Raw genomic sequence first — 25,081 nt, forward strand, 5'->3', positions numbered from 1 at the left:
TTAGGCTCGAAACGTGACCGAGACGCACGCCCCGTCAACGTCGTCGTATCCGCCGCCCCCGGAGTTCGCCGAGCAGGCCAACGTGACCGACGACGTCTACCGCGAAGCCGAGCAAGACCGACTGGCGTTTTGGGCCAAGCAAGCCAACCGACTTTCCTGGGCGACGCCGTTCGAGCAGGTGCTGGACTGGTCGGCGGCCCCGTTCGCCAAGTGGTTCGTCGGCGGCAAGCTCAACGTCGCCTACAACTGCGTCGACCGCCACGTCGAGGCCGGCCACGGCGACCGCGTCGCCATCCATTGGGAAGGCGAGCCAGTCGACGACAGCCGCACCCTGACCTATTCCGACTTGCTCACCGAGGTGGGCAAAGCCGCGAACGCGCTCACCGATCTCGGCCTGGTGGCCGGTGACCGGGTCGCCATCTACATGCCGATGATCCCCGAGGCGATCGTCGCGATGCTGGCCTGCGCGCGGCTGGGCATCATGCACAGCGTCGTGTTCGCGGGCTTTACCGCGAAGGCGTTACAAGCACGGCTCGCCGATGCCGAAGCCAAGTTGCTGATTACCGCCGACGGGCAGTTCCGTCGCGGCAAACCGGCACCGCTGAAAGAATCCGCCGACGAAGCGGTCGGGCAGCCCGATACCCCGATCGAACACGTCCTCGTGGTGCGGCGCACCGGTATCGACGTCCCGTGGACGCAGGGCCGCGACCTGTGGTGGCACGACGTCGTCGACGCCGCGGCACCCGAGCACAGCCCCGAGCCGTTCGACGCCGAGCAGCCGCTGTTTTTGCTGTACACGTCGGGCACTACCGGGAAGCCCAAAGGCATCATGCATACCAGCGGCGGGTTTCTCACCCAGGCGTCCTACACCCACTACAGCGTCTTCGACATCAAGCCGGAGACCGACGTGTTCTGGTGCACCGCCGATATCGGCTGGGTCACCGGGCACACTTACGGCGTCTACGGCCCGCTGTCCAACGGTATCTCGCAAGTCATCTACGAGGGCACGCCCGACACCCCCAACCAGCACCGACATTTCGAGATCATCGAAAAGTACGGCGTGACAACCTATTACGCCGCGCCGACGCTGATCCGCAACTTCATGAAGTGGGGCCGCGAGATTCCCGGCGCCCATGACCTGTCCAGCTTGCGCCTGCTCGGATCGGTCGGTGAGCCGATCAACCCGGAGGCCTGGCGTTGGTATCGCAACGTCATAGGCGGCGGCCGAACCCCGGTCGTCGACACCTGGTGGCAGACCGAGACCGGGGCGGCGATGATCTCACCGCTGCCGGGAGTCGCTGCGGCCAAACCCGGTTCGGCGATGCGCCCGCTGCCCGGGATCTCGGCCAAGATCGTCGACGACCAGGGCAACCAACTCGAGCCCGGGCCCGACGAGGGTGAGCATGTCACCGGCTACCTGGTGGTGGACCAGCCGTGGCCGGCCATGCTGCGCGGCATCTGGGGCGACCCGGACCGCTACCGCGAAACCTACTGGTCCCGGTTCGCCGACCAAGGCTGGTATTTCGCCGGCGACAGCGCCCGCTACGACGCCGACGGCGCGATCTGGGTGGTGGGCCGCATCGACGACGTGATGAACGTGTCCGGGCACCGGATCTCCACCGCCGAGGTGGAGTCGGCACTGGTCGGGCACTCCGGAGTGGCCGAGGCCGCGGTGGTCGGCGCCACCGACGACACCACCGGCCAGGCCATCTGCGCGTTCGTGGTCTTGCAGGTCGACCAACCCGAGGAGCTGGGCGAAGAGATCATCGACGAGCTGCGCACCCAAGTGGCCCGAGAGATCTCCCCGATCGCCAAGCCGCGCGAAATTCATGTGGTGCCCGAGCTGCCGAAGACACGCAGCGGCAAGATCATGCGCCGATTGCTGCGCGACATCGCCGAGAACCGCGAGCTCGGCGACACCTCGACGCTGCTGGACCCGGGCGTGTTCGAGGCGATCCGCGCTGCTAGGTAGCGCGCCCGGCGACCGATGCGGGCGTAAACCGCCCGCTGAGGAGCCGGGCTAAGTAGCAGAAGCGGTCCCGACTGGGACGAAACCGGCGCCCGGCCGGCCCTTGGCGGCAAGATCGGCCAGCACCGCGTTGATCGACACCACGACGGCCGGAGTATGCAGCGGAATGTATTTGGTGATGCAGCCCGGCAGGTTTTCGCTGAACGCACCGTGGATCATCCCGACCAGCATGCCGTTGGCTGTGACCGGTCCGCCTGAGTCGCCGGGCTGGCCGCATAGCTGGGCCACGATGGTGCCGGGATCTTGGCCCGGGCCGAACGTGACACCGCATGATTCGCCCGTGGTGCGGCCCTGTTTGCAGACGACCTGACCAGCCGCCGGATCCGGTCCTATGCCGTTGATCGGAAAGTTGTTGAAGTTCGCCACCGGCGCCACCTTCGCCGGATCGAAATGGATGACCGCGTAGTCGAGGTTGTCGTTGCCGGCCACCATGGTGCCCAGCGTGCCGCGATCCTGGGCCGCCTCGGCGGCGACCACGGCGCCGGGCCCGCCGCAGTGCGCGGAGGTGAAGCCGGTCAGTGCGCCGGTGTTGTCGGTGCCGATGGCGGTCAGAGTGCACATCGAATCGCCGTTGACGACAATAGGCGCGCCCCCGCCGAGCGGAACCCTGTCGTCTGCAGCTCTGCTTGTCGCGGCCGGGGCGGCCAACAGTAGCAGGGCCATGGCCACCATCGCCGCCATGACACGGCGGTGCGCGCTGTGCAAAGCAACACTCCCGTCGATGAGTTCGGGCCCGAATCCCGAACGCTGCGCCAGTCTAGCGTGACCATCACGCGCACCGTGCCGTCTGCGGATTTCATCCGCTGTTCGACTGGGCTCGTCTGATATTGCACCGCATGGCAACATGAACCGCGACAGCAGCGAACCGGGAGGACCGCGTGTGAGCAAGGGCGATCGTAAGAACTCCGGGACCGATGGTCAGCGTAAGGGTGGGGTGCCGAGCACGCTGACCACGATTCCCTTGACGGATCCACACGCCAGCGCCGGCGAGCCATCGATCGGCAACCTCGTAAAAGAGGCGACCACCCAGGTGTCGACGCTGGTTCGCGCTGAGATCGAGCTGGCCCGGGCCGAGATCACCCGCGACGTCAAAAAGGGCCTCACCGGAAGCGTCTTTTTCATCTCGGCACTGGTGGTGCTGTTTTACTCGACCTTCTTTTTCTTCTTCTTCGTTGCTGAGCTGCTCAACACCTGGCTGTGGCGGTGGCTTTCCTATCTGATCGTGTTCGGGATCATGGTCGTCGTCACCGCAGTGCTCGCGCTGTTCGGGTACCTGAAGGTCCGTCGCATTCGCGGGCCGCGCCAGACAATCGAATCGGTCAAGGAGACGCGCACCGCTTTGACGCCCGGCCACGACAAAGCCGAGCCCCGGGCGTTGAATGCGCCCCAAGGCGGGACGCCCGCCGATCCATCGGGTTGGTAGATGGCGCCACCGGATCCGTCGGTAACCCGTATCGACGGGCCATGGCGCCATCTCGACGTGCACGCCAACGGCATCCGGTTCCACGTTGTCGAGGCAACCCCGACTGATTCCGATCCGACTACGCCGCCGTCGGCGCGGCCACTGGTCATCCTGCTGCACGGGTTCGCGTCGTTCTGGTGGTCCTGGCGTCATCAGCTGCGCGGGTTGAGCGGAGCGCGCATCGTCGCGGTCGACCTGCGCGGCTACGGGGGCAGCGACAAGCCGCCTCGCGGCTATGACGGCTGGACGCTCGCCGGCGACACCGCGGGACTGATCCGCGCGCTCGGGCATTCGTCGGCGACACTGGTCGGTCACGCTGACGGAGGACTGGTGTGCTGGGCGACCTCGGTGCTGCATCCGCGGCTGGTGCGTGCCATCGCGGTAGTCAGCTCACCGCATCCCGCGGCGCTGCGCAGATCGGTGCTGACCGACCGGGATCAGGCTCTTGCCCTGTTGCCGACACTGCTGCGCTACCAGGTGCCGATATGGCCCGAGCGTGCGCTGACACGACACAACGCCGACGAAGTGGAACGGCTGGTCCGCAGCCGGGCCTGCGCTAAATGGCTTGCCTCAGAAGACTTTTCCGAGACAATCGGCCATCTGCGGCTGGCGATCCAGATTCCGTCTGCGGCGCACTCGGCGCTGGAATATCAGCGCTGGGCGGTGCGCAGCCAGCTGCGCGACGAGGGCAGGCGGTTCATGAGGTCGATGAAACGGCCGGCCGGCATCCCTATCTTGCACCTGCGCGGCGACGCCGATCCTTACGTGCTGGCCGACCCGGTGGAACGCACACAGCGCTACGTCCCGCATGGCCGTTACGTATCTGTCGGCAGCGTAGGGCATTTCGGTCATGAAGAGGCACCGGAGGAAGTCAACCGGCACCTGATGCGGTTTCTCGAGCAGGTGCACGGACCCCGGGTCAGGTGACGCAGGAGCCGGTGCCGACCGCCTGAGTGTCGCCGATCCTGGCGAGTTGGCCTGCCACCTCTTTGGCCGTCAACACAAAACCGGTGTCGGGGTCGTCGACAGCGGCGCCGAAAACGACGCCGAGCACGTTGCCGTTGAGGTCAATCAGCGGTCCACCCGAATTCCCTTGCTCCACACTGGCTCTGATTGTGTACACCTGGCGAGTGACTGTCGCGTTGCGGTAGATGTCGGGACCGCTGAGCTCGATGACTTCCCGGATCCTGGCCGGGGTTGCCACGAAGTCACCGCCCCCGGGATAACCCATCACCACCGCGTCGGTACCGGTTTTCGCGGCGCCGTCGGCGAACGCCAACGGCCCGGCCGGCAGGTTGGGCACGGCGAGGATCGCGATGTCGACCGACGGGTCATAGGACACCACGGTGGCGTCATAGGGGGTGCCGTTGGCGTTGATGGTGACGTTGTTCGCGCCGGCCACCACGTGAGCGTTGGTCATCACTCGCTGTGGAGAAAGCACAAACCCGCTGCCCTCCAACACTTTCTGGCAGCTCGGCGCGATGGCGCGCACCTTGACCACACTTGGCTGGGTGGCGGCGACCACCGGGTTGTTGGCCAGTGCGGCGTCCGGTGTCGCGACCGCGACGACCGGGGTGCGGCTGAACGGTTCCAGCACCGCGGGCAGCCCGGAGGTGTTGAGCAGCGACGACATCCGCTTGGGCACCGTCTTGAGCCAGTTGGGTGCGACTTGGTTGACCTGAGCCAGCACCCGCGAACCGCGGACCGCGGCGGCCAAGGCGGGCTGGTCCTTCGACTGGGTCAGCGGTGTGGCCAGCAGCCAGGCCGCGACCAGCACCACCACCAGCTGCAGCGCCACTCCCACGACGGAGTCGAAGAACCGGATCGGGCGGCTGCGGATGGCGCCGCGCACCGCGCGGCCCAGCACCACACCGGCAATCTCGCCGACCACGACCAAGGCCAGGATCAAAAACAGCGCGGCGAACAGCTTGGCGCGTGGGGCGCTGATATGCGCGACGATGTGCGGGGCCAGCAGCACACCGGCGACCGCGCCCAGCATGACGCCGACGAACGACAGCAGCGAGCCCAACGCACCCGAGCGCCAGCCCGAGACGGCGGCGATGAACGCGACCGCCAGCACGGCGATGTCCAGCCACTGCGACGGCGTCATCGAGGTCATCGCACTGCCCCGTCTTCACCACCGACCAACGCCATCGCCTCGTCCAGCTCCCGCACATCGGTGGTGTCCCACGGCTGCGCCCAGCCCGCCACGTCGAGCATCGCCGAAATCACCTGGCCAGTGAATCCCCAAACCAGCATCTCGTTCAACAGAAACGCCGGTCCGGCGAAGCGGCGGTGCAAGGAACTGCGATAGACCATGAGCCGGTTGGCCGGGTTGATGAAGGCGCGCACCGGAACCCGTGCCACAACCGCGGTTTCGGCCTCGTTCACCACGGCCACCGGTCCCGGATCCGGTGAGTAGGCCAACACGGGGACGACGTGGAAACCCGACGGCGCGATAAAGGTCTTCTCCATCGTCGCCAGCGGATGAAGCCGGCTGGTGTCGATACCGGTCTCTTCCCGCGCCTCCCGCAGGGCGGTCGCGACCGGCCCGTCGTCACCGGGATCGGATGCGCCGCCGGGGAATGCCGCCTGGCCCGCGTGGTGGCGCAAGGTGGAGGCACGCACCGTCAACAGCAGGTCGGCGTCGTCGGGAACACCGCCGTCGGCCGGTCCAGACTCCGGCCCGGAGAACAGCACCAGCACCGCCGCGTCGCGGCCGTCGCCGCGCAGCTTCGCCGTCGCCTTGGCGGCGGTCACCATGGCCAGCACGTCGGCGGGCAGCCGGCGCCGAGCCGCTGCCGGAACGTGATCGATGTTGTCGACTAGCGGGCGCAGCCAGGCCGGGCCGACGTCAGGCGTCAGCGAAACCGCTGCGCTCACCGGCGCCTCCCTCACGTCGCTCCGACCGCAGCCGCGATCTCGTCGGCACTGGAGAAGGCTCGCGGCAGCGTCTGCGCAACGCTACCGTCCGGGCGCAGTACCACCGTCGCGGGCATCACGTTTGGAACCCGCAGCGCCGCAGCGACCCGGCGGCGGCCGTCCTGGAACGTCGGCAGCCGCACACCCAGCTCAGCCAAGCGCAGCAACGCGGCCGTCTCGTTCTCGTCCTGATGCACCGTCACCACCGTCACAGCCGATCCGACTCGATGTTGGTATTCGGCCATGGCAGGCAGTTCGGTCGCGCAGGGACCACACCAGTACGCCCACAGGTTCAACACGACCCGGCGCCCGGTGAGCGCTCGCACGGCATCGACGACGGAGCCGTCCGCTGCGCATTCCACCACCACCCCGTGCAACGGAACCGCTCCCGGATCGCCGGTGCCGGTAGGGCACGGCGGCAGCGCGGCGCGCTGCCGAGGCCCGGCCAGCGCCTCCGGAGTGTCGGCGTCACGGTGTTCGCGGCCGACGCTCGGCGGTCCAGAGGCCGGCGAAAAGCTCTCGGGCGGTGACGAGCTGTGGCGCAGCGCGAGCACCAGGGCCGCGATCAGCGCCGCCACCACCACGAGGATCGCGATGGTCCAGCGGGTGCTCCGGTCGGCAAGCGCGCGCATCACGGCCGGGTCTACAGGCCCGCGAGCGCCAATAGATGCTCTTTTTCGGGGCCTTGGACCAGCGCGGCCGCTACCGGTGGCTCGGTGGGCCCGGTCCCGTACGACGGACAGTCCGTGGCCAGCACGCAAACTCCGCACGCGGGTTTGCGGGCGTGGCACACCCGGCGGCCGTGAAAGATCACCCGGTGACTCAGGTCGGTCCACTCGCGGCGCTCGATGAGCTCGCCGACGGCGTGCTCGACCTTGACCGGATCGGTTTCGGTGGTCCAGCGCCACCGTCGCGTCAACCGCAGGAAGTGGGTGTCGACGGTGATCCCGGGGACGCCGAACGCGTTGCCCAGGATCACGTTCGCGGTTTTGCGGCCGATGCCCGGTAGCGACACCAGCTCCTCCATGGTGGCCGGGACCTCGCCGTCGAACCGCTCGACCAGCTCTTGGCCGAGCCGGATCAGCGACGACGCTTTGTTGCGGTAGAAACCAGTGGGGCGGATGAGGTTTTCCAGTTCTTCGCGATCCGCTTGCGCGTAGTCCAGCGCGGCTCGGTATTTCTTGAACAGCGCCGGCGTCGTCAGGTTCACCCGCTTGTCGGTGCTCTGGGCGGACAAGATCGTGGCTACGGTCAGCTCAAGCGGTGTGGTGAAATCCAATTCGCAATACACATGCGGAAACGCTTCTGCCAGTTTGCGATTCATCCGGCGAGCCCGTCGCACCAAAGCGGTGCGGCTCTCCGCGGCCCAGCGTCGGTCGGAGGCGGCGGCCGGCGCGGCAACTCTTGGTGCGGAGCGCCGAGAAGTCTTACCCGCGGTCACCTTCGACAGAGTACTGATTTGTAATCTCGCTGAGATCTTCGCGGTGTTTACTTGCACCTTGTGTCTTGGTTGCTCGTGGCCTTTGTCCCGGCATTGATGATGCTGGCGACGTTCGGGCTGGGGCGGCTGGAAGCGAGCTTGGCCAACGACACGGTGACCGCGAAGGATGTCGCTGAGTTTCTCGAGCAGGCCGAAGCCGACGACATGAGCACGTTGGCCCGAGAAGGCATGCCGGAGGCTTTGAACCACTTACACCGTCGCCGCGGTGAACGTATCGCCGATGAACCGGTTGCATCGGTCAGCCGAAACAAGCACCACGCCGACCCCTTCTACCGGGCGGCGTTTGCTGTCGCTGACGAACCGGGCTTGCCGACGCGCCGGCATAGGCATTCGCGAGCGAATCCGCAATTTAGTCCGACTCGGCATGCCAATCCTGTGTAGCGTTGGCACGTCGAACAAATGGCCTACCTTAGACTGAAGTCTCATTAACCGGTTAGAGGTTGGCCAGCCTGGCGACAATGCGGGCCGTTAGCGGCGCGAGGCGAAGCCGGGCATTCGATCTGTGCCAAAGACCGCCAATGACATTGAAAAGAGCTTAAGGGGCAACGTGGACGAGATCCTGGCGAGGGCCGGAATCTTCCAGGGGGTCGAACCCAGCGCCGTCGCCGCGCTGACCAAACAACTGCAGCCTGTTGACTTCCCCCGCGGACACACGATTTTCGCGGAGGGGGAGCCGGGCGATCGGCTGTACATCATCATTTCCGGAAAGGTGAAAATCGGCCGGCGCTCACCCGACGGCCGGGAGAATCTGCTGACGATCATGGGCCCGTCGGACATGTTCGGCGAATTGTCGATCTTCGACCCCGGGCCACGGACCTCCAGCGCGACCACCATCACCGAGGTGCGGGCAGTGTCGATGGACCGCGACGCGCTGCGGTCCTGGATCGCCGATCGCCCCGAGATCGCCGAACAGCTGCTGCGGGTGCTGGCCCGGCGGCTGCGGCGCACCAACAACAACCTGGCCGACCTGATCTTCACCGATGTGCCGGGCCGCGTCGCCAAGCAGCTGCTGCAGCTGGCCCAGCGGTTCGGCACGCAGGAAGGCGGGGCGATGCGGGTCACCCACGACCTGACCCAGGAGGAGATCGCCCAGCTGGTGGGCGCCTCACGCGAGACCGTGAACAAGGCGCTGGCCGATTTCGCCCACCGCGGCTGGATTCGCCTGGAGGGCAAGAGTGTGCTGATCTCCGACTCGGAGAGACTGGCCCGCCGAGCGAGGTAAGTCCTCCGGCCGAGCAGACGCAAAAGCACCCGACACGCCGAGAAGATAGGGGCTTTCGCGTCTCACTCACTCGAAAATGAGGCGACCCCTTGCTGATGAGTCGCTGGCATTAGGTGTTAGGCGGCTTGGGTGGGTGGCTCGAGGGTGACTTTGTATCCCAGGCTCTCCAATTGCTTGATGGCTCGTGCCTTGGCTTTGCCGGGCTGGTGTCGGGTGTAGTAGTCGGGGCCGGGATCGCGGTAGAAGGCGCCGTTGGTCAGCATGTTCCAGGCGTCGGTGAGCATCTTGTGTTCGATGGAGACTAGGGCGATCTGGCCGGCGATCGACATACCGGCGGTTTTGTCTCTGCGCGATTGGGCGGCCCGGCGCCGGCCGGCGATGCGCCGGTAGCGGATGCTGTAGTAGGTGTCTTTGGTGCGAGCGGCCGACAGGGCTGCCACGCCGAGCGCGGCTTTAAGGTGACGGTTGCCCGGGCGGGTGGCGCCCGATTTGACCCGGCCTGCTGACTCGTCGCAGCCCGGCACCACCCCGGCCCACGACGCCAGGTGCGCGGCGGTGGGAAATACGCTCATGTCCGCACCGGTTTCGGCGATGAACACATCGGCCACCAGCCGCGACCAGCCCGGGATGCTCATCAGCAACTCCCGGATGGGTCGAAAGGGAGCGATCGCCTCCTCGATGCGTGCATCCAGGCGGGCGATATCGGCGGTGTGGGCATCGATGCGATCCAAATACAACCGCACCATAAAGGCGTGATGCTCGGTGAACCGTCCGCGCAGCGCCTCGGTGAGCGCTGGGATCTTTTGACGCATCCGTTGTTTGGCCAGATCAGCGAGGACCACCGAATCGCGTTGGCCGGCGATCAGCGCTTCTAGCATTGCCCGCCCGGAGACTCCGACGATGTTGGAGGCCACCGCGGAGAGTTTGATTCCGGTGTCTTCGAGCAGCTTCTCCAGCCGCTGAATCTCTTTGGTGCGCGCCCGGGTGATGGTGGTGCGAGCCCGGGTCAGATCGCGTAACACCCGAATCGGCTCCGGCGGCACAAACGAGGCGCGCAGCAGCCCGTGGGCGCCCAGATCGGCCAGCCACGCCGCATCCGAGACATCGGTCTTGCGCCCGGGCACATTGCGCGCCGCCTTGGCATTGACCAGCATCACGTTCAGCTGGCCTTCGAGTAGGTAGTAAAACGGCTTCCAGTAATCGGAGGTGGATTCGATCACCACACAGGAGACCCGCTCAGCGAGCAGATGCTCGCGTAACGCCAGGATCTCGCCGGTGGTCGACCCCCACGTACTGACCGTTGTCGACGTGCCACGCCGCCCTCGGCCCTGAACCCGAACGCAGACCTTCGCGTCTTTCTTCGACACATCAATGCCCGCGCACCGCGGATGGATCACCTCCATGGCCGATCACACCCTTTCCGTCCAGATATCTTGTGTTGGAGCGTGTTTCGGAGAGGGCGAAAACAAAACAGGAGTCTCACTCACGTGCTCACAGGCAACAATCCACCGCCCCCGCACAACCACCAGGGGGTGCCCTCCAGCCACCAAGCTGCTCGCCGTGCTCACCGGCAACACAGACGCAACGGGGTCACCGAAACACCCCTAAAGCGTCAACCCGCACCGGCCCGCGAAGCAACCACCCACCCAGCCGAACGGCCAGTGCTAATTTTCATCTTCCACCGCGGGGCGAAGCCCCCCTGGCAGCTGCTCGCGCTACTGAGTCCGCAAGTAGTTCAGCTGCGCTTGGACGGACCATTCGGCGGCGTCCCAGAGTTCCTCGCTGACGTCGGTATAGACGTGTTCGACGATCTGACGCGCGGTGGCGTCGTCGCCGAGATCGGCTAGCGCCGAACGAACCTGGTCCAATCGCTGTTCGCGGTGGGCCAGGTATTCCGATGCGACGGAGGCCAGGTCGGGCAGCTCGTGCCCGTGACCCGGCAGCACGGTACGCCGCCCCAGCGCCTGCAGCCGCTGTAAAGACTCGAGATAGTCACCGAGGTCGCCGTCTTCGGTGTCGATGACGGTGGTGCCGCGGCCCAGCACGGTGTCACCGGTCAGCACGGCGTCGTCGAGCACGAACGACAGCGAATCGGCGGTATGTCCCGGTGTGGACATCACCGTGATCGTCAGCCCGGCGGCATCGATCACGTCGCCGTCGGTCAAACGCCCGCCGAGCCCGCGCAGAAACCCGCTGCCCACCGCGCGCACCACGGCGCCAGTCGCGTCGACCAGCTTGTCGATGCCGTCGGTGTGATCGCCATGGCGATGGCTGATCAGCACCAGCGCAATGCGGCCCAGCGCGGCCACCCGGGCGATGTGCTCGTCGTCGTCGGGACCGGGATCGACGATCACCAACTCGTCGCTGCCCGGACCGCGCAGCACCCAGGTGTTGGTGCCTTCCAGCGTCAGCAGTCCGGGGTTGTCGGCCAGCAGCACCGACGCCGTCTCGGTGACCGGCCGCAGCCGGCCGTAGGCGGGGTGGGTCAGCGCATCGACGGTCACCGCCGTCACCCGACCTCGACCACCAACTCGATTTCCACCGGCGCGTCTAGCGGCAGCTCCGAGACGCCGACCGCCGAGCGCGCGTGCGCGCCGTTATCACCGAAGACTTCGCACAGCAGCTCCGAAGCGCCGTTGACCACGCCGGGTTGGCCATGGAATCCGGGCGCCGACGCGACGAACCCGACCAGCTTGACCACTCGGGTCACCGCGTCGATGCCGACCAGCGAATGTATTGCCGCCAGCGCGTTGAGCGCAGAGATCCGTGCCAGCGCGTCGGCTTGCTCGGGGCTGACCTGGACGCCGACCTTGCCGGTCGCCGCCAGTTTTCCGGCCTGCATCGGCAGCTGCCCTGCCGTGAAGACCAGGTTGCCGGTGCGCACCGCCGGGACATATGAAGCCAACGGCCGCGCCACTTCCGGGAGCGTGACGCCGAGCTCTTGGAGCCGGGCGGAGGCGGTCACTTAGGGCGCTTCAGATAGGCGACGTGCTGCTCGCCGGTCGGCCCGGGCAGCACCGACACCAGCTCCCACCCGTCGGCGCCCCACTGGTCGAGGATTTGTTTGGTGGCGTGTGTCAGCAGTGGAACGGTGACGTACTCCCATGCGGTCGGTTGCGTCATAGATCGAGCTTATCGGTCGGGTTGTTGCCGCCGCGGGCTAGCATGCGGTGGTGGCGAGCACACCAAGCGGCGGGCGTTCACTCGGCTGGCCATCGCGGCTGGAGAGGGCGCGATTGCACTTCGTGACCGGTAAGGGCGGTACGGGCAAGTCGACGATTGCCGCGGCGCTGGCGTTGACGCTGGCTTCCGGCGGGCGCAAGGTTCTTTTGGTGGAAGTCGAAGGGCGGCAAGGCATTGCGCAACTGTTCGACGTTCCGCCGCTGCCTTACCAGGAGGTCAAGATCGCGACCGCCGAACACGGCGGCCAAGTCAACGCGCTCGCGATCGACATCGAGGCCGCGTTCCTGGAATACCTCGACATGTTCTACAACCTCGGCATCGCCGGCCGGGCGATGCGACGCATCGGGGCCATCGAGTTCGCGACGACGATCGCGCCCGGTCTGCGCGACGTGCTGCTCACCGGCAAGATCAAGGAGTCGGTGGTTCGGGTCGACAAGAATCGCCAGCCGGTCTATGACGCGGTCGTCGTCGACTCGCCGCCCACCGGGCGCATCGCGCGATTCCTCGACGTCACCAAGGCCGTCGCCGATCTCGCCAAAGGCGGCCCGGTGTATTCGCAAAGTGAGGGTGTGGTGCGGCTGCTGCACTCCGATCAGACCGCGATCCATCTGGTGACATTGCTCGAAGCGCTGCCGATCCAGGAAACGTTGGAGGCGATCGACGAACTGAGCGCACTGAACTTGCCCATCGGCAGCGTGATCGTCAACCGCAACATTCCGTCCTACCTCGAGCCCGACGACCTGGCCAAGGCGGCCGAGGGCGTTATCGACGCCGACGCGGTACGCACCGGTTTGGCCCGAGCCGGAATCCATTTGAACGACGCCGACTTCGCCGGCTTGCTCACCGAAACCATCCAGCATGCCATCCGGATCACCGCGCGCGCCGAAAGCGCAGAGCAACTCGACGAACTCAACGTGCCCCGGTTGGAGTTGCCCACCATCGCCGACGGGGTCGATCTCGGCAGTCTGTACGAACTGTCGGAAAGCCTTGCCAGACAGGGGGTTCGATGAGCGTTAAGCCGCCCACCTTGGATGTCGGCGCCATTCTGGCCGACACCACCAATCGGGTCGTTGTCTGCTGCGGCGCCGGCGGTGTCGGCAAGACCACCACCGCCGCGTCGATGGCGCTGCGGGCCGCTGAGTACGGCCGAACCGTCGTGGTGCTGACCATCGATCCCGCCAAGCGTTTGGCACAAGCGCTGGGGATCCAGGATCTCGGCAATTCACCGCAACGTGTCCCGCTGGCACCAGAAGTGCCCGGCGAGCTGTACGCGATGATGCTCGACATGCGCCGCACCTTCGACGAGATGGTGGTCCAGTATTCCGGACCTGAACGGGCACAAGCGATTCTGGACAACCAGTTCTACCAGACCGTCGCCACGTCGCTTGCCGGGACCCAGGAGTACATGGCGATGGAGAAGCTCGGTCAGTTGCTGAGCCAGGACCGTTGGGACTTGGTGGTGGTCGACACTCCCCCGTCGCGCAATGCGCTGGACTTCCTGGACGCGCCAAAACGGTTGGGCAGCTTCATGGATAGCCGACTGTGGCGGCTGCTGCTCGCACCCGGACGGGGGATCGGAAGACTGGTCACCGGTGTCGTGGGCCTTGCGATGAAAGCCATGTCCACCATCCTCGGATCCCAAATGCTTTCGGATGCAGCAGCTTTCGTTCAATCGTTGGACGCAACCTTCGGCGGCTTTCGGGAGAAGGCGGACCGCACCTATGCGCTGTTGAAGCGCCGGGGCACCCAGTTCGTGGTGGTGTCGGCGGCCGAACCGGACGCACTGCGTGAAGCGGCATTCTTCGTCGACCGGCTGTCGCGGGAACAGATGCCGCTGGCTGGGCTCATCTTGAACCGCACCCACCCCATGTTGAGTACGCTACCCGCCGAGCGCGCGGTCGACGGCACCGAAATGTTGGAGGGGGCCGAACCCGACGACTCCACTGCGCTGGCCACCGCGGTGCTGCGAATCCACGCCGAGCGGGCGGGGATCGCCAAACGCGAGATCCGGCTGTTGTCCCGATTCACCGGGGCCCATCCGCACGTGCCGATCATCGGCGTGCCGTCGCTGCCGTTCGAGGTTTCAGACCTGGAAGCGCTGCGCGCACTCGCCGACCAGATGACTTCGGTCGATGCGGAGCGGACGGCGGGCTAGTCCAGACTTAGCCAGCGTTGCGGTGCTTGCGTTGAGCAGCGAAGAACTCTGCCCACGACACCACCTCGGGGTGTTGCTTGAGGAGGGCACGGCGCTGACGCTCGGTCATCCCGCCCCACACCCCAAACTCCACACGGTTGTCCAGCGCGTCGGCCCCACACTCCAACATCACCGGACAGTGGCGGCAGATCACCGCCGCCTTGCGCTGGGCGGCACCGCGGACAAACAGTTCGTCGGGGTCAGCCGCACGACACAAAGCCTTGGATACCCAGGCGATACGGGACTCGGCATCAGTGTGGCGGACAGTGTTATGTGCGGGTGCTGTGCTCGTCTTGCGCGCAGCGGATCGTGTAGCTGACACCAGCGCTCCCTTCCCTCAGGCCGCCGCTCCTTGACGACCCCCACCACCGGTGCGGCCAGACTGCGATCTACGCCACACTATCTACGTCGGTGTTACCTGTATCTCACCGTGCGTCTAAGTTAGGTGGTCAGATGTCATTTGCGCAACAGTTCAATATCACCTTTTTTGGGACGACCGTGCCGTCCGATCACGAAACGATTACGAAGGACTCGTGGACAGGCCGATCTTGAGCCGACCCATGATGCCGGGGGACAATATCGGCGAAACCGCCGGCAGCCCGGCCGTGAGCCGGTACTGGCGGAGATACCCGGAACCGTCGCTACTGTAGTACCCATGTCGGAGCGCTCTTCGACCGGCATCACGGTCCTCAAGCTGGCCGGATGCTGTCTATTGGCCGCCGTGGTTGTCGCGGCTCTGCTGTTCCCGATCGCCGGTGGCATCGGGCTGATGTCCAACCGGGCTTCCGAGGTCGTCGCCAACGGCTCCGCCCAGCTTGTCCAGGGCGACGTGCCCGCAGTGACCACCATGGTCGACGCGAAGGGCAATACCATCGCGTGGCTGTATTCGCAGCGCCGGTTCGAGGTGCCCACCGACAAAATCGCCAACACGATGAAGCTGGCAATCGTCTCGATCGAGGACAAGCGGTTTGCCGAACACAACGGTGTGGACTGGAAGGGCACGCTGACGGGGCTGGCAGGTTATGCCTCCGGCGACGTCGACACCCGCGGTGGCTCGACGATCGAGCAGCAGTACGTCAAGAACTACCAGTTGTTGGTGCTCGCCCAGACCGACGCCGAGAAGCGCGCGGCCGTCGAGACCACGCCGGCGCGCAAGCTGCGCGAAATCCGGATGGCGCTGACGTTGGACAAGACGTTTTCCAAGCCGGAGATCTTGACCCGGTATCTGAACCTGGTCTCGTTCGGCAACGGAGCGTTCGGTGTCCAAGACGCCGCCCAGACCTATTTCGGTGTCAACGCCTCCGAGCTGAACTGGCAGCAGGCGGCGCTGCTGGCCGGGCTGGTGCAGTCCACGAGCGCACTCAATCCCTACACCAACCCAGAAGGGGCGCTGGCTCGTCGAAACCTGGTGTTGGACACCATGATCGAGAACCTGCCGCAAGAGGCTGACGCGTTGCGCGCCGCCAAGGCGCAGCCGCTAGGAATCTTGCCGCAACCCAACGAGCTGCCCCGAGGCTGCATCGCTGCGGGCGACCGCGCCTTCTTCTGCGACTACGTGCAGGCGTATCTGGCGCGGGCCGGGATCAGCAAGGAGCAGGTCGCCAGGGGTGGCTATCTGATTCGCACCACGCTCGACCCCGACGTGCAGGCTCCGGTCAAGCAGGCGATCGACAGCATCGCCAGCCCGGATCTGGACGGTATCGCCAGCGTGATGAGCGTGATCAGGCCCGGGAAGAACTCGCACAAGGTGCTGGCGATGGCCAGCAACCGCAGATACGGGCTCAACACTGAGGCCGGTGAAACCATGCGGCCCCAGCCGTTCTCGCTCGTCGGCGACGGCGCCGGATCGATCTTCAAGATCTTCACCACCGCCGCGGCGATGGAGATGGGCATGGGCATCAACACCCAGCTCGAGGTCCCGGGCAGCTTCCAGGCGAAGGGCTTGGGAAGCGGCGGCGCCAAGGGCTGCCCGAAGGAAACCTGGTGTGTGGTCAACGCGGGCAAATACCGCGGCTCGATGAACGTGACCGACGCGCTCGCCACCTCGCCCAACACCGCGTTCGCCAAGCTCATCTCGCAGATCGGGGTGCCGCGCGCGGTCGACATGGCGGTCCGGCTCGGGCTGCGCTCCTACGCCGACCCGGGCACCGCGCGCGACTACGATCCCGACAGCAACGAAAGCCTCGCCGACTTCATCAAGCGGCAGAACATCGGCTCGTTCACGCTAGGCCCGTTCGAGCTCAACGCGTTGGAGCTTTCGAACGTCGCTGCGACGCTGGCGTCGGGCGGCGTCTGGTGCCCCCCGAACCCGATCGACAAGCTCATCGACCGTGACGGCAACGAGGTCGCCGTCAACACCGAGCCCTGCGATCAGGTGGTGCCGGAGGGGCTGGCCAACACGCTGGCCAACGCGCTGAGCAAGGACAGCCAGGGCGGGGGCACGGCGGCGGGTTCGGCCGCTGCGGCGGGCTGGAACCTACCGATGTCCGGCAAGACCGGCACTACCGAGGCCCACCGGTCGTCGGGCTTCGTCGGCTTCACGAATCAATACGCGGCGGCCAACTACATCTACGACGATTCGAGTTCGCCGTCGGACCTGTGCTCCTTCCCGCTGCGACGCTGCGGCAGCGGTGATCTGTTCGGCGGCAACGAGCCGGCCCGCACCTGGTTCACCGCGATGAAGCCGATCGCCACCAAATTCGGCGACGTGAAACTGCCGCCGATCGATCCCCGCTACGTCGACGGCGGGCCCGGCTCACGGGTACCCAGTGTCGCGGGGCTGGACGTAAACGAGGCACGCCAGCGTCTGAAAGAGGCCGGGTTCCAGGTCGCCGACCAGCCCACCCCCGTCAACAGCAGTGCCAAGTACGGCGAAGTGGTCGGCACCTCGCCGAGCGGGCAGACCATCCCCGGTTCGGTGATCACGATCGAGACAAGCAACGGCATCCCGCCGGCCCCGCCTCCGCCACCGGAAGGCGGTCCGGCGCCCGTCGGCTCGACCACTGTGGAGATTCCGGGCTTGCCGCCGATCACCATCCCCCTGCTGGGTCCGCCGCCGCCGCCCGGCGAGCCGCCGCCACCGCCATAGCGTTCACGCGAGGCTCGGGGCGCTGCGCACTGCCGAACGGCAGTAGGCTGCCTGCATGCCTGCCGCGTGGAAAACTACCGGTGCCGTCGTGCTCGGCTCCGCCGTCGCCGGCGTCGGTTACGGATCGATCGTCGAGCGCAACGCCTTCGTGCTGCGTGAGCTGACCATGCCGGTGTTGACGCCCGGCTCGTCGCCGCTGCGGGTGCTGCACATCAGCGACATCCACATGCGCCCCCACCAGCGTCGCAAGCAGGTGTGGCTGCGTGAACTGGCCGCCTGGGAGCCCGATCTGGTCGTCAACACCGGCGACAACCTGGCGCACCCCAAGGCGGTGCCCGCGGTCGTGCAAACGCTCGGCGACCTGTTGTCGCTGCCGGGCGTGTTCGTCTTCGGCAGCAACGACTACTTCGGGCCGCGGCCGAAGAACCCGCTGAACTACCTGACTAACCCGGGCCACCGAACCCACGGCGAGCCCCTGCCCTGGCAGGACTTGCGGGCGGCGTTCACCGAGCGCGGGTGGCTCGACCTCACCCACAACCGCCGCGAGTTCGAGGTGGCCGGCCTGCACATTGCGGCCGCCGGGGTCGACGACCCGCACATCGACCGCGACCGCTACGAGACGATCGCCGGTCCGGCCAGCCCGGCGGCGAATCTGCGGCTGGGGCTCACGCATTCGCCGGAGCCGCGTGTCTTGGACCGCTTCGCCGCCGACGGCTACCAGCTGGTGATGGCTGGGCACACACACGGCGGGCAGGTGTGCCTGCCGTTCTACGGGGCCGTCGTCACCAACTGTGGTTTGGACCGCTCGCGGGTGAAGGGGGCGTCGCGCTGGGGTGCAAGCATGCGGCTGCATGTATCGGCAGGGATCGGTACCTCGCCGTATGCGCCGCTGCGGTTCTGCTGCCGGCCGGAGGCCACGCTGCTGACATTGATTGCGACGCCGACGGGTGGCCGCGACTCGAGTCGCACCCGCGGCCGCTCGCAGCCGACCGCTTCGGTGCATTGACGCCACAGACCCGTGTCGCGGTCCGCGGCGGGTCACGCGACTGGACCGACGATGCGATCCGGCTGATCGAGGCCGACGCCCGTCGCAGTGCCGACACCCACCTCCTGCGGTATCCGCTGCCGACGTCGTGGGCTGGCGACGTCGATGTCGAGCTCTATCTCAAGGACGAGACCACGCACATCACCGGCAGCCTCAAACATCGGCTGGCGCGGTCGCTGTTCCTCTATGCGCTGTGCAACGGGTGGATCGGCGAGAACACCACAGTGGTCGAGGCGTCGTCAGGCTCCACGGCGGTCTCGGAGGCATACTTCGCCGCGCTGCTGGGTTTGCCGTTTATCGCGGTGATGCCCGCATCCACCAGCGCCGCGAAAGTGGCGTTGATCCAATCCCAAGGTGGCCGTTGCCATTTCGTCGAGCACGGGGGCGAGATCTATGCCGAGGCCGAGCGCGTCGCCAACGACACCGGCGGACATTATCTCGACCAGTTCACCAACGCCGAGCGCGCGACGGACTGGCGGGGCAACAACAACATCGCCGAGTCGATCTATGTCCAGATGCGGGAGGAAAAACACCCCGTGCCGGAATGGATCGTGGTCGGAGCGGGCACCGGGGGAACCAGCGCGACGATCGGCCGCTACATCCGCTACCGGCGCCACGCCACCCGGTTGTGCGTCGTGGACCCGGAGAATTCCGCGTTCTTTCCTGCCTACGCCGAATGCCGCTATGACGCTGTAGTCACCGCCTCGTCGCGCATTGAAGGGATCGGGCGCCCGCGCGTGGAGCCGTCGTTTCTGCCGGAAGTGGTGGACCGGATGGTGTCGGTACCGGATGCCGCTTCGATCGCGGCGGCCCGCCATGCCAGCGCAGTTTTGGGCCGCCGGGTCGGTGCGTCGACCGGGACGAACCTGTGGGGCGCTTTCGGCCTACTTGCGGAGATGGTCGCTGCCGGGCGCAGCGGCTCGGTGGTCACGCTCCTCGCCGACAGCGGTGACCGCTATACCGACACTTACTTCTGCGACGAGTGGGTGACCGCGCAGGGCCTGGACCCGACCGAGCCAGCGGCGACGCTGTCGGAGTTCGAACGCTCCTGCCGCTGGGAGTGATCCCATACGTCGTCGACTTCGCTCTCGGGCGCGGTCAGTAGCAACCACAGCACCGCAAGCCCGAGCAAGCCACCGAATACCACGGCGCCTAAGACGGTCATGACGTTCTCGCTTCCCTTGGCCTGTCGTTAGTGTCCTAAACGTCGCCGACAAATCGTCTGTTCCACGCCGGAATGTGGGGCATATCCTCGGCCGCGCCTGGTGTGATCCAGGGCACGCAACGGTCCGGCCTCTGAGATCGGGTACCCGTCGCCTGCCACATCGAACCGACTTCAAGTTGCGGTTTGGCCAGCCGACCGAGTGGTGCGATAGGCTGTCGTGGCTTCATGCGGGGTGTGGCGCAGCTTGGTAGCGCGCTTCGTTCGGGACGAAGAGGCCGTGGGTTCAAATCCCGCCACCCCGACTCGCCGTCTAAGACCACCAAGTGGTGGGTAATACCTCTCCTGGATGTCCGGCTGTGACTTAGGAAGAGGTGTGCGATGGCAAGCGCTCTGGTTGCCGACTACGTGTTGGAACGGCTGCGCGATTGGGGAGTCGAGAAGGTTTTCGCCTACGCGGGTGACGGGATCAACGGCCTGCTGGCCGCCTGGGGCCGCGCCGGCAATAAGCCGAAGTTCGTGCAGGCTCGCCACGAGGAAATGTCCGCGTTCGAGGCAGTCGGTTACGCGAAGTTCAGCAACCGGATCGGGGTGTGCGCCGCGACGTCCGGTCCTGGAGCGATCCACCTGCTCAACGGACTGTATGACGCCAAGCTCGACCGGGTACCGGTGCTCGCGATCGTCGGGCAAACCAACCGCAGCGCGATGGGCGGTTCTTACCAGCAAGAAGTCGATTTGATGAGCCTCTACAAGGACGTGGCGAGCGACTACATCCAGATGGTGACCGTGCCCGAGCAGCTACCCAATGTGCTGGACCGGGCCATCCGTACCGCGCTGACCAGACGGGCACCGACAGCCGTGATCATCCCGGCCGACGTGCAGGAGCTCGAATACTCGCCGCCGCCGCACGAATTCAAATATGTGCCCTCCAGCCTCGGTTTCGAGTGGCCCGACGTCGAGCCGTCGAAGACGGGGCTGCAGAAGGCGGCCGACGTGCTCAACGCGGGAGAACGCGTCGCGATGCTTGTGGGCTGCGGTGCCCGCGGTGCGATCAAGGAGGTCACCGAGATCGCCGACCTACTCGGCGCCGGCGCCGCCAAACCGTTGCTGGGCAAGGACGTGCTCTCCGACGAACTGCCATGGGTGACCGGCGCGATCGGGCTGCTGGGCACGCGCCCTAGCTATGAGATGATGCGCGACTGCGACACCCTGCTCACCGTCGGCTCGAGTTTCCCCTACACCCAGTTCCTGCCACCGTTCGGACAAGCGCGTGGCGTGCAGATCGACATCGACCCGGCGTTGATCGGGATGCGCTATCCCAACGAGGTCAACCTGGTGGGCGACGCCGCCGCGACGCTGCGCGCGCTGATACCGATGATCCAGCGCAAGTCCGACCGTTCTTGGCGTGAAACCATCGAGAAGAACGTGCAGCGGTGGTGGGAAACCATGGCGATGGAAGCCGACGTCGCCGCCGATCCGATCAACCCGATGAAGCTGTTCGCCGAGCTGTCGCCGAGGCTGCCCGACAACGCGATCGTGACCGCGGACTCCGGCTCGGCAGCGAATTGGTATGCGCGCCAACTCAAGTTCCGCGGCGACATGCGCGGCTCGCTGTCGGGAAATCTCGCCACGATGGGGCCGGGTGTGCCCTACGGCATCGGCGGCAAGTTCGCCAATCCCGACCGCCCGGTGATCGTGTTCGCCGGCGACGGCGCGATGCAGATGAACGGGATGGCCGAGCTGATCACTATCGCGCACTACTGGAAGGAGTGGGCCGACCCCCGGTTGGTGGTCGCTGTTCTGCACAACAACGACCTCAACCAGGTGACGTGGGAGATGCGGGCGATGGCTGGCGCGCCGAAATTCCCTGAGTCGCAAACTCTTCCGAGCGTCGACTTCGCTGCCTTCGCCGCGAGCTTGGGTCTGGGTTCGGCGACGTTGACCGAGCCGGACCAGATCGCGTCGGCGTGGGATCAGGCGCTGCGCGCTGATCGACCCACGGTGCTCGACGTGCACTGCGACCCGAACATTCCGCCGGTGCCGCCGCACGCCACCTTCGATCAAATGAAGGCCGCCGCGATGTCCGTACTCAAGGGCGACGAGGACGCGTTCGGCATCATGAAGGAAGGCATCAAGATCAAGGCGCAGGAGTTTATGCCGCATCGCGACAAGAGCCGCACCTGACGACTAACGATAAGGCCTTGACCCGCAGGCTATTTCGATAGCTATGCCACATCATCGTCTTCGTCGTCGTCTTCTCCGTCGCGGAGAAGTTTTTTGGGGTGGTGGAAGAGGTCGACGCGGGGCTGGCCGCGAATCTAGGTGCGGTGGTGGGATCCATTCGGTGGCACCGTCGCGGCGTTTGCGGGTTTGCCAGCCGCCGGGTTGGACGATGCGGTGGTTGGTGCCGCAGGCCAGGGTCAGGTCGTTGACGTCGGTGGTGCGGCATGTGGCGTAGCCAGTGACGTGGTGCACCTCGGTGAAGTAGGCGGGCACATCACAATACGGGGCGGTGCAGCCACGATCCTTGGCGTACAACACGATCCGCTGACCCGGTGACGCCAGCCGTTTGGTGTGATACAGCGCCAGCGCTTTGCCCTTGTCGAAGATCGCCAAGTAATGGTGCGCGTGGCGGGCCAGACGGCCCACATCGCTCATCGGCAAGATGCTGCCGCCACCAGTGAGCCCGGTACCCGCACCGGCTTCCAACTCGACCAGCGTGGTGGTGACGATGATGGTCGCCGGTAGTCCGTTGTGTCGGCCGAGTTCTCCGCTGGCCAGCAGGGCGCGCAGGGCGGCGTTGAGCGCATCATGGTTGCGCTGCGCCGCCGAGCGGGTGTCGGCGTCGATGGCCTGTTGACTGGGTGCACCGTCGACGCACGGCGCCTCCTCGGCGGGATTGGCCATGCCGGGAGCGGCCAGCTTGGCCAGCACCGCTTCCACCGTTGCGCGGGCTTGGGGGGTCAGCCAGCCCCGGATCGGGCTCATCCCGTCGATGTCTTGTTTGCCCAGGCTCAACCCACGGCGGCGGGCCCGGTCCTCGTCGCTGAAGTTGAGTCAGCGATGAGCTCAGTCGGCTGTGTGGACGATCAGCACGTCGGTCTTGGCCTTGCGGCAGACGTTGGCTGGGACCGATCCCAGCAGCTGCCCTCCCGCGACGTTGAGCCCTACGTCGCCGATGACCAGTAGGTCGGCGTTGACTTCCTTGGCCAGTTTCACTAGCGCAGGCGCTGGCGCGCCGACGACCGCCCGCTCTTCGATGTCTTGAGCGCCCGCGATCTTCGCCCGGTTGTGGGCCTCCCGCAGGATGGCGTAGACGGGGGCCGACCCGTGCATCTTGTAGGCCCCCTCGCCTCCAAGGGTGTACTCGGCGCGCGGATCAATCACACGGTCCGGCCGGGCTGGTCTCGCCCAACCTCCCTTGTCCGGATGAGGCAGGTGCGCCATCGCGATGATCAACTTCGCCCTATTCTCCGCGGCGAACGCCGCTGCGTGGTCCACTGCACGCAGCGACGAATCCGAACCATCGGTGCCGACCACCAGGGTCTGGTAGGCGCCCATTTCCGTTTCAGTGTAAAAGGCCGACGGCGGCTCAAGAACCCCCAAAACTGACTCCGCCGGGGGAACAAGCCCGCCTCAGCCGCACTGCATGATGACCGACTCCCGGCGAAATTCCCGGTTGCGACACGGTCACGGATTCGTACCGTTTGACGCATCAGCGGTCACAACAAGAACATCGATCACTATCGTCACATCAGCTACCTGCCGACGTCAATTGGGACGTCCTGCCCCGCTGAAAGGTGTGACGTGTCGCCGGTCCCTCGAATCTTGTCGGTATCGGCGGTGTCGGCGGCCGCGATCGGGCTCGTCGTTGCCATCGTCCCTGCGCCGCCAGCGGCCGCACTTCCCTGCAGCGCACCCGAAGCGAACGTCGACCCTCCTGCCGCGACACCGGTGGCCCCGCCACCCGCGCCGGTCGTCCGCCCACCGACAGGGCGCCGGCCACGCGGTGCCAACGAGCGTGCACCACTGCCCAAGTTGGGCCCGCTCATTTCTTCCTTGCTCCACCCACGAGCACCGGTGCGACAACAAGCCGCGGTGATACCTCCGGGACCTAACCCGCCGGGCGCAGGCAACCAACCGTCCCCGAATGCGGGGCAGCTGAATCCGGACGCGGCCGCACCCCAGCCGGAGCCTGCCTCGATCGCGGGAGCTCCGACATCGCTGGTGGAATGGGTGACGGGGCCGAACGGCCCCAACAAAACCCTCGATCGCTTCGGCATCTCCGGTACCGACCTCGGGATCCTTTGGGACAACGGCGATCCCGGCGCCCGTCAAGTGCTCATGGCGTTCGGCGACACCTTCGGCTACTGCAAGCTCCAAGGCCAGCAATGGCGGTATAACGTGCTGTTCCGCAGCAGCGACCAGAATCTGGCCGACGGAATCACTGTGCCGCCCGGCGTTCCTAACGACAGATACTCCGGATCCCCGGTGCAACAAGCGAACTTTTCCAAGCAGGTCATTCCCGGCATCAAGTGGGCGCAGCAGGAGGGGATGATCCCGACGGCCGGCATCTCGATCGGCAGAACCCAGTACATGAACTTCATGTCCATCAAGCAGTGGGGCCGCGACGGCGAGTGGTCGACGAACTACTCGGCAATCGCGATGTCCCCGGACAACGGCCAAAACTGGGGCATCTACCCCGGAACCGTGCGCGCGTCCAGTCCCGACAGCGTCCCGGGCGCCCACTACGTCCCCGGAAATGAGAACTTCCAAATGGGCGCGTTCATGCGGGGCAACGACGGTTACATCTACTCGTTCGGGACCCCTTCCGGACGAGGCGGTCCGGCCTTCCTGTCGCGCGTCCCACCGAATTTCCTGCCGGACGTAACCAAGTACCAATACTGGAACGGCGACCACAACGCATGGGTCCCCAACAATCCAGGTGCGGCGACGCCGATTTTCCCCGGCCCGGTCGGCGAAATGTCAGGCCAGTACAACAACTACTTAAAGCAATATGTGGTGCTGTACACCAACGGTGGCAGCAACGACGTCGTCGCACGAACTGCGCCCGCCCCTCAAGGACCGTGGAGTCCAGAGCAGGTGCTCGTGTCGTCGTTCCAGATGCCCGGCGGCATCTACGCGCCGATGCTGCATCCGTGGTCGACGGGCAAAGACCTGTACTTCAATCTGTCGCTGTGGTCCGCGTACGACGTGATGCTGATGCATACGGAGCTGCCGTAGCTCGCCTCGTTTGACCGATGGCGAATTAC

At 66.0% G+C, this 25,081-nt stretch carries 23 protein-coding genes, 1 tRNA gene and 1 pseudogene; 13 read left to right on the plus strand and 12 right to left on the minus strand.

The annotated features are described in order from the left end of the window. The first annotated feature begins 13 nt into the window (after positions 1-13). Positions 14-1,972 carry an acetate--CoA ligase gene (gene acs, locus G6N15_RS06725; RefSeq protein WP_083089281.1) on the plus strand — a complete coding sequence of 653 codons (1,959 nt, stop codon included), beginning with the start codon at positions 14-16 and terminating at the stop codon, positions 1,970-1,972. A gap of 48 nt (positions 1,973-2,020) precedes the next feature. On the opposite strand, the gene G6N15_RS06730 is transcribed toward acs, so the two are convergent. Continuing rightward, the gene (locus G6N15_RS06730) at positions 2,021-2,734 is read right to left on the minus strand and encodes a S1 family peptidase (RefSeq protein ID WP_083089282.1); all 714 of its coding nucleotides are present in this window, start codon (positions 2,732-2,734) and stop codon (positions 2,021-2,023) included. A 175-nt stretch (positions 2,735-2,909) separates the two neighbouring features. Here G6N15_RS06730 and G6N15_RS06735 point away from each other — a divergent pair, with 175 nt between their 5' ends. Continuing rightward, positions 2,910-3,452, plus strand: a complete 543-nt coding sequence (locus tag G6N15_RS06735; protein ID WP_083089287.1) for a phage holin family protein — start codon at positions 2,910-2,912, stop codon at positions 3,450-3,452. Beyond that, on the plus strand, positions 3,453-4,418 hold the full coding sequence (locus G6N15_RS06740) for an alpha/beta fold hydrolase (RefSeq protein WP_083089283.1): 966 nt from the start codon (positions 3,453-3,455) through the stop codon (positions 4,416-4,418). Here the strand turns inward: G6N15_RS06740 and marP are convergent. The 4 genes from marP to nth are packed head-to-tail and all read right to left on the minus strand — an operon-like array spanning position 4,411 to position 7,737. Next, positions 4,411-5,601 (minus strand): acid resistance serine protease MarP, encoded by a 1,191-nt coding sequence (marP, locus tag G6N15_RS06745; RefSeq protein ID WP_139797977.1) that lies wholly within the window; start codon positions 5,599-5,601, stop codon positions 4,411-4,413. The genes G6N15_RS06740 and marP overlap by 8 nt on opposite strands. A 5-nt stretch (positions 5,602-5,606) precedes the next feature. After that, a complete protein-coding gene (locus G6N15_RS06750) occupies positions 5,607-6,389 on the minus strand; it encodes an NUDIX hydrolase (protein ID WP_179961788.1) in 783 nt (260 codons plus the stop codon). Continuing rightward, a complete protein-coding gene (locus G6N15_RS06755; RefSeq protein ID WP_163747968.1) occupies positions 6,386-7,045 on the minus strand; it encodes a TlpA family protein disulfide reductase in 660 nt (219 codons plus the stop codon). Before G6N15_RS06755 ends, G6N15_RS06750 begins: the two co-directional genes overlap by 4 nt. Positions 7,046-7,056: 11 nt before the next feature. Further along, positions 7,057-7,737: an endonuclease III gene (gene nth / locus G6N15_RS06760; RefSeq protein WP_163748277.1), complete on the minus strand. Its 681-nt coding sequence runs from the start codon at positions 7,735-7,737 to the stop codon at positions 7,057-7,059. A gap of 213 nt (positions 7,738-7,950) precedes the next feature. On the opposite strand from nth, the gene G6N15_RS06765 reads away from it, so the two are divergent. Then, positions 7,951-8,295, plus strand: coding sequence for a hypothetical protein (locus G6N15_RS06765; RefSeq protein WP_275998662.1), 345 nt, complete (start codon positions 7,951-7,953; stop codon positions 8,293-8,295). Positions 8,296-8,461: 166 nt separating this feature from the next. Then, the gene (crp, locus tag G6N15_RS06770; protein WP_083090133.1) at positions 8,462-9,136 is read left to right on the plus strand and encodes a cAMP-activated global transcriptional regulator CRP; all 675 of its coding nucleotides are present in this window, start codon (positions 8,462-8,464) and stop codon (positions 9,134-9,136) included. A gap of 116 nt (positions 9,137-9,252) precedes the next feature. On the opposite strand, the gene G6N15_RS06775 is transcribed toward crp, so the two are convergent. The 4 genes from G6N15_RS06775 to G6N15_RS06790 all read right to left on the minus strand — a co-directional run bounded on the left by G6N15_RS06775 (position 9,253) and on the right by G6N15_RS06790 (position 12,259). After that, positions 9,253-10,539, minus strand: a complete 1,287-nt coding sequence (locus tag G6N15_RS06775) for an IS110 family RNA-guided transposase (protein WP_083090141.1) — start codon at positions 10,537-10,539, stop codon at positions 9,253-9,255. A 312-nt stretch (positions 10,540-10,851) separates the two neighbouring features. Continuing rightward, entirely contained in the window at positions 10,852-11,640 is a 789-nt protein-coding gene (locus tag G6N15_RS06780) for an MBL fold metallo-hydrolase (protein WP_372506548.1), read from the minus strand. 5 nt (positions 11,641-11,645) lie between these two features. Further along, positions 11,646-12,101, minus strand: coding sequence for a RidA family protein (locus G6N15_RS06785; RefSeq protein WP_083089130.1), 456 nt, complete (start codon positions 12,099-12,101; stop codon positions 11,646-11,648). Then, a complete protein-coding gene (locus G6N15_RS06790; protein ID WP_139797953.1) occupies positions 12,098-12,259 on the minus strand; it encodes a DUF4177 domain-containing protein in 162 nt (53 codons plus the stop codon). The genes G6N15_RS06785 and G6N15_RS06790 overlap by 4 nt, the downstream gene beginning before the upstream one ends. 47 nt (positions 12,260-12,306) lie before the next feature. Between G6N15_RS06790 and G6N15_RS06795 the strand changes: the two genes are divergently transcribed. Both G6N15_RS06795 and G6N15_RS06800 read left to right on the plus strand, forming a co-directional pair. After that, on the plus strand, positions 12,307-13,329 hold the full coding sequence (locus G6N15_RS06795; RefSeq protein WP_139797952.1) for an ArsA-related P-loop ATPase: 1,023 nt from the start codon (positions 12,307-12,309) through the stop codon (positions 13,327-13,329). Then, the gene (locus tag G6N15_RS06800; RefSeq protein ID WP_083089129.1) at positions 13,326-14,474 is read left to right on the plus strand and encodes an ArsA family ATPase; all 1,149 of its coding nucleotides are present in this window, start codon (positions 13,326-13,328) and stop codon (positions 14,472-14,474) included. Before G6N15_RS06795 ends, G6N15_RS06800 begins: the two co-directional genes overlap by 4 nt. 7 nt (positions 14,475-14,481) lie before the next feature. Here the strand turns inward: G6N15_RS06800 and G6N15_RS06805 are convergent, their stop codons facing one another. After that, positions 14,482-14,835, minus strand: coding sequence for a WhiB family transcriptional regulator (locus G6N15_RS06805; RefSeq protein WP_083089128.1), 354 nt, complete (start codon positions 14,833-14,835; stop codon positions 14,482-14,484). 333 nt (positions 14,836-15,168) lie between these two features. Between G6N15_RS06805 and ponA2 the strand changes: the two genes are divergently transcribed. From ponA2 to G6N15_RS06830, 5 genes are all read left to right on the plus strand, one after another. Continuing rightward, positions 15,169-17,601 carry a transglycosylase/D,D-transpeptidase PonA2 gene (gene ponA2 / locus G6N15_RS06810; protein ID WP_083089127.1) on the plus strand — a complete coding sequence of 811 codons (2,433 nt, stop codon included), beginning with the start codon at positions 15,169-15,171 and terminating at the stop codon, positions 17,599-17,601. 55 nt (positions 17,602-17,656) lie between these two features. Beyond that, on the plus strand, positions 17,657-18,607 hold the full coding sequence (locus G6N15_RS06815) for a metallophosphoesterase (protein ID WP_083089126.1): 951 nt from the start codon (positions 17,657-17,659) through the stop codon (positions 18,605-18,607). Then, on the plus strand, positions 18,604-19,710 hold the full coding sequence (gene cds1, locus G6N15_RS06820; protein ID WP_083089125.1) for an L-cysteine desulfhydrase Cds1: 1,107 nt from the start codon (positions 18,604-18,606) through the stop codon (positions 19,708-19,710). Before G6N15_RS06815 ends, cds1 begins: the two co-directional genes overlap by 4 nt. 329 nt (positions 19,711-20,039) lie before the next feature. After that, a tRNA-Pro gene (locus tag G6N15_RS06825) sits at positions 20,040-20,113 on the plus strand. Between the two features lie 76 nt (positions 20,114-20,189). Continuing rightward, positions 20,190-21,992, plus strand: a complete 1,803-nt coding sequence (locus G6N15_RS06830) for a thiamine pyrophosphate-requiring protein (RefSeq protein WP_083089124.1) — start codon at positions 20,190-20,192, stop codon at positions 21,990-21,992. A 41-nt stretch (positions 21,993-22,033) separates the two neighbouring features. Here the strand turns inward: G6N15_RS06830 and G6N15_RS06835 are convergent. Together G6N15_RS06835 and G6N15_RS06840 are read right to left on the minus strand one after the other, a co-directional pair. Continuing rightward, positions 22,034-22,859, minus strand: a pseudogene (locus G6N15_RS06835) (DUF222 domain-containing protein); the annotation flags it as partial. Positions 22,860-22,877: 18 nt separating this feature from the next. Continuing rightward, positions 22,878-23,369 (minus strand): universal stress protein, encoded by a 492-nt coding sequence (locus G6N15_RS06840; protein WP_083089123.1) that lies wholly within the window; start codon positions 23,367-23,369, stop codon positions 22,878-22,880. 174 nt (positions 23,370-23,543) lie between these two features. On the opposite strand from G6N15_RS06840, the gene G6N15_RS06845 reads away from it, so the two are divergent. Then, positions 23,544-25,052: a DUF4185 domain-containing protein gene (locus tag G6N15_RS06845; RefSeq protein WP_232070422.1), complete on the plus strand. Its 1,509-nt coding sequence runs from the start codon at positions 23,544-23,546 to the stop codon at positions 25,050-25,052. Positions 25,053-25,081: the final 29 nt, after the last annotated feature.

The sequence above is a fragment of the Mycobacterium noviomagense genome (assembly GCF_010731635.1).
In the GTDB taxonomy this organism is placed as follows: domain Bacteria; phylum Actinomycetota; class Actinomycetes; order Mycobacteriales; family Mycobacteriaceae; genus Mycobacterium; species Mycobacterium noviomagense.

What these genes read in the sequence shown, in the direction of transcription:
- G6N15_RS06740 (WP_083089283.1), top strand. Translation starts at nt 3,453, where the DNA reads ATGGCGCCACCGGATCCGTCGGTAACCCGTATCGACGGGCCATGGCGC.
- marP (WP_139797977.1), bottom strand. Translation starts at nt 5,601, where the DNA reads ATGACGCCGTCGCAGTGGCTGGACATCGCCGTGCTGGCGGTCGCGTTC.
- G6N15_RS06755 (WP_163747968.1), bottom strand. Translation starts at nt 7,045, where the DNA reads ATGCGCGCGCTTGCCGACCGGAGCACCCGCTGGACCATCGCGATCCTC.
- nth (WP_163748277.1), bottom strand. Translation starts at nt 7,737, where the DNA reads ATGAATCGCAAACTGGCAGAAGCGTTTCCGCATGTGTATTGCGAATTG.
- G6N15_RS06765 (WP_275998662.1), top strand. Translation starts at nt 7,951, where the DNA reads ATGATGCTGGCGACGTTCGGGCTGGGGCGGCTGGAAGCGAGCTTGGCC.
- G6N15_RS06775 (WP_083090141.1), bottom strand. Translation starts at nt 10,539, where the DNA reads ATGGAGGTGATCCATCCGCGGTGCGCGGGCATTGATGTGTCGAAGAAA.
- G6N15_RS06790 (WP_139797953.1), bottom strand. Translation starts at nt 12,259, where the DNA reads ATGACGCAACCGACCGCATGGGAGTACGTCACCGTTCCACTGCTGACA.
- G6N15_RS06800 (WP_083089129.1), top strand. Translation starts at nt 13,326, where the DNA reads ATGAGCGTTAAGCCGCCCACCTTGGATGTCGGCGCCATTCTGGCCGAC.
- ponA2 (WP_083089127.1), top strand. Translation starts at nt 15,169, where the DNA reads ATGTCGGAGCGCTCTTCGACCGGCATCACGGTCCTCAAGCTGGCCGGA.
- G6N15_RS06815 (WP_083089126.1), top strand. Translation starts at nt 17,657, where the DNA reads ATGCCTGCCGCGTGGAAAACTACCGGTGCCGTCGTGCTCGGCTCCGCC.
- G6N15_RS06830 (WP_083089124.1), top strand. Translation starts at nt 20,190, where the DNA reads ATGGCAAGCGCTCTGGTTGCCGACTACGTGTTGGAACGGCTGCGCGAT.
- G6N15_RS06840 (WP_083089123.1), bottom strand. Translation starts at nt 23,369, where the DNA reads ATGGGCGCCTACCAGACCCTGGTGGTCGGCACCGATGGTTCGGATTCG.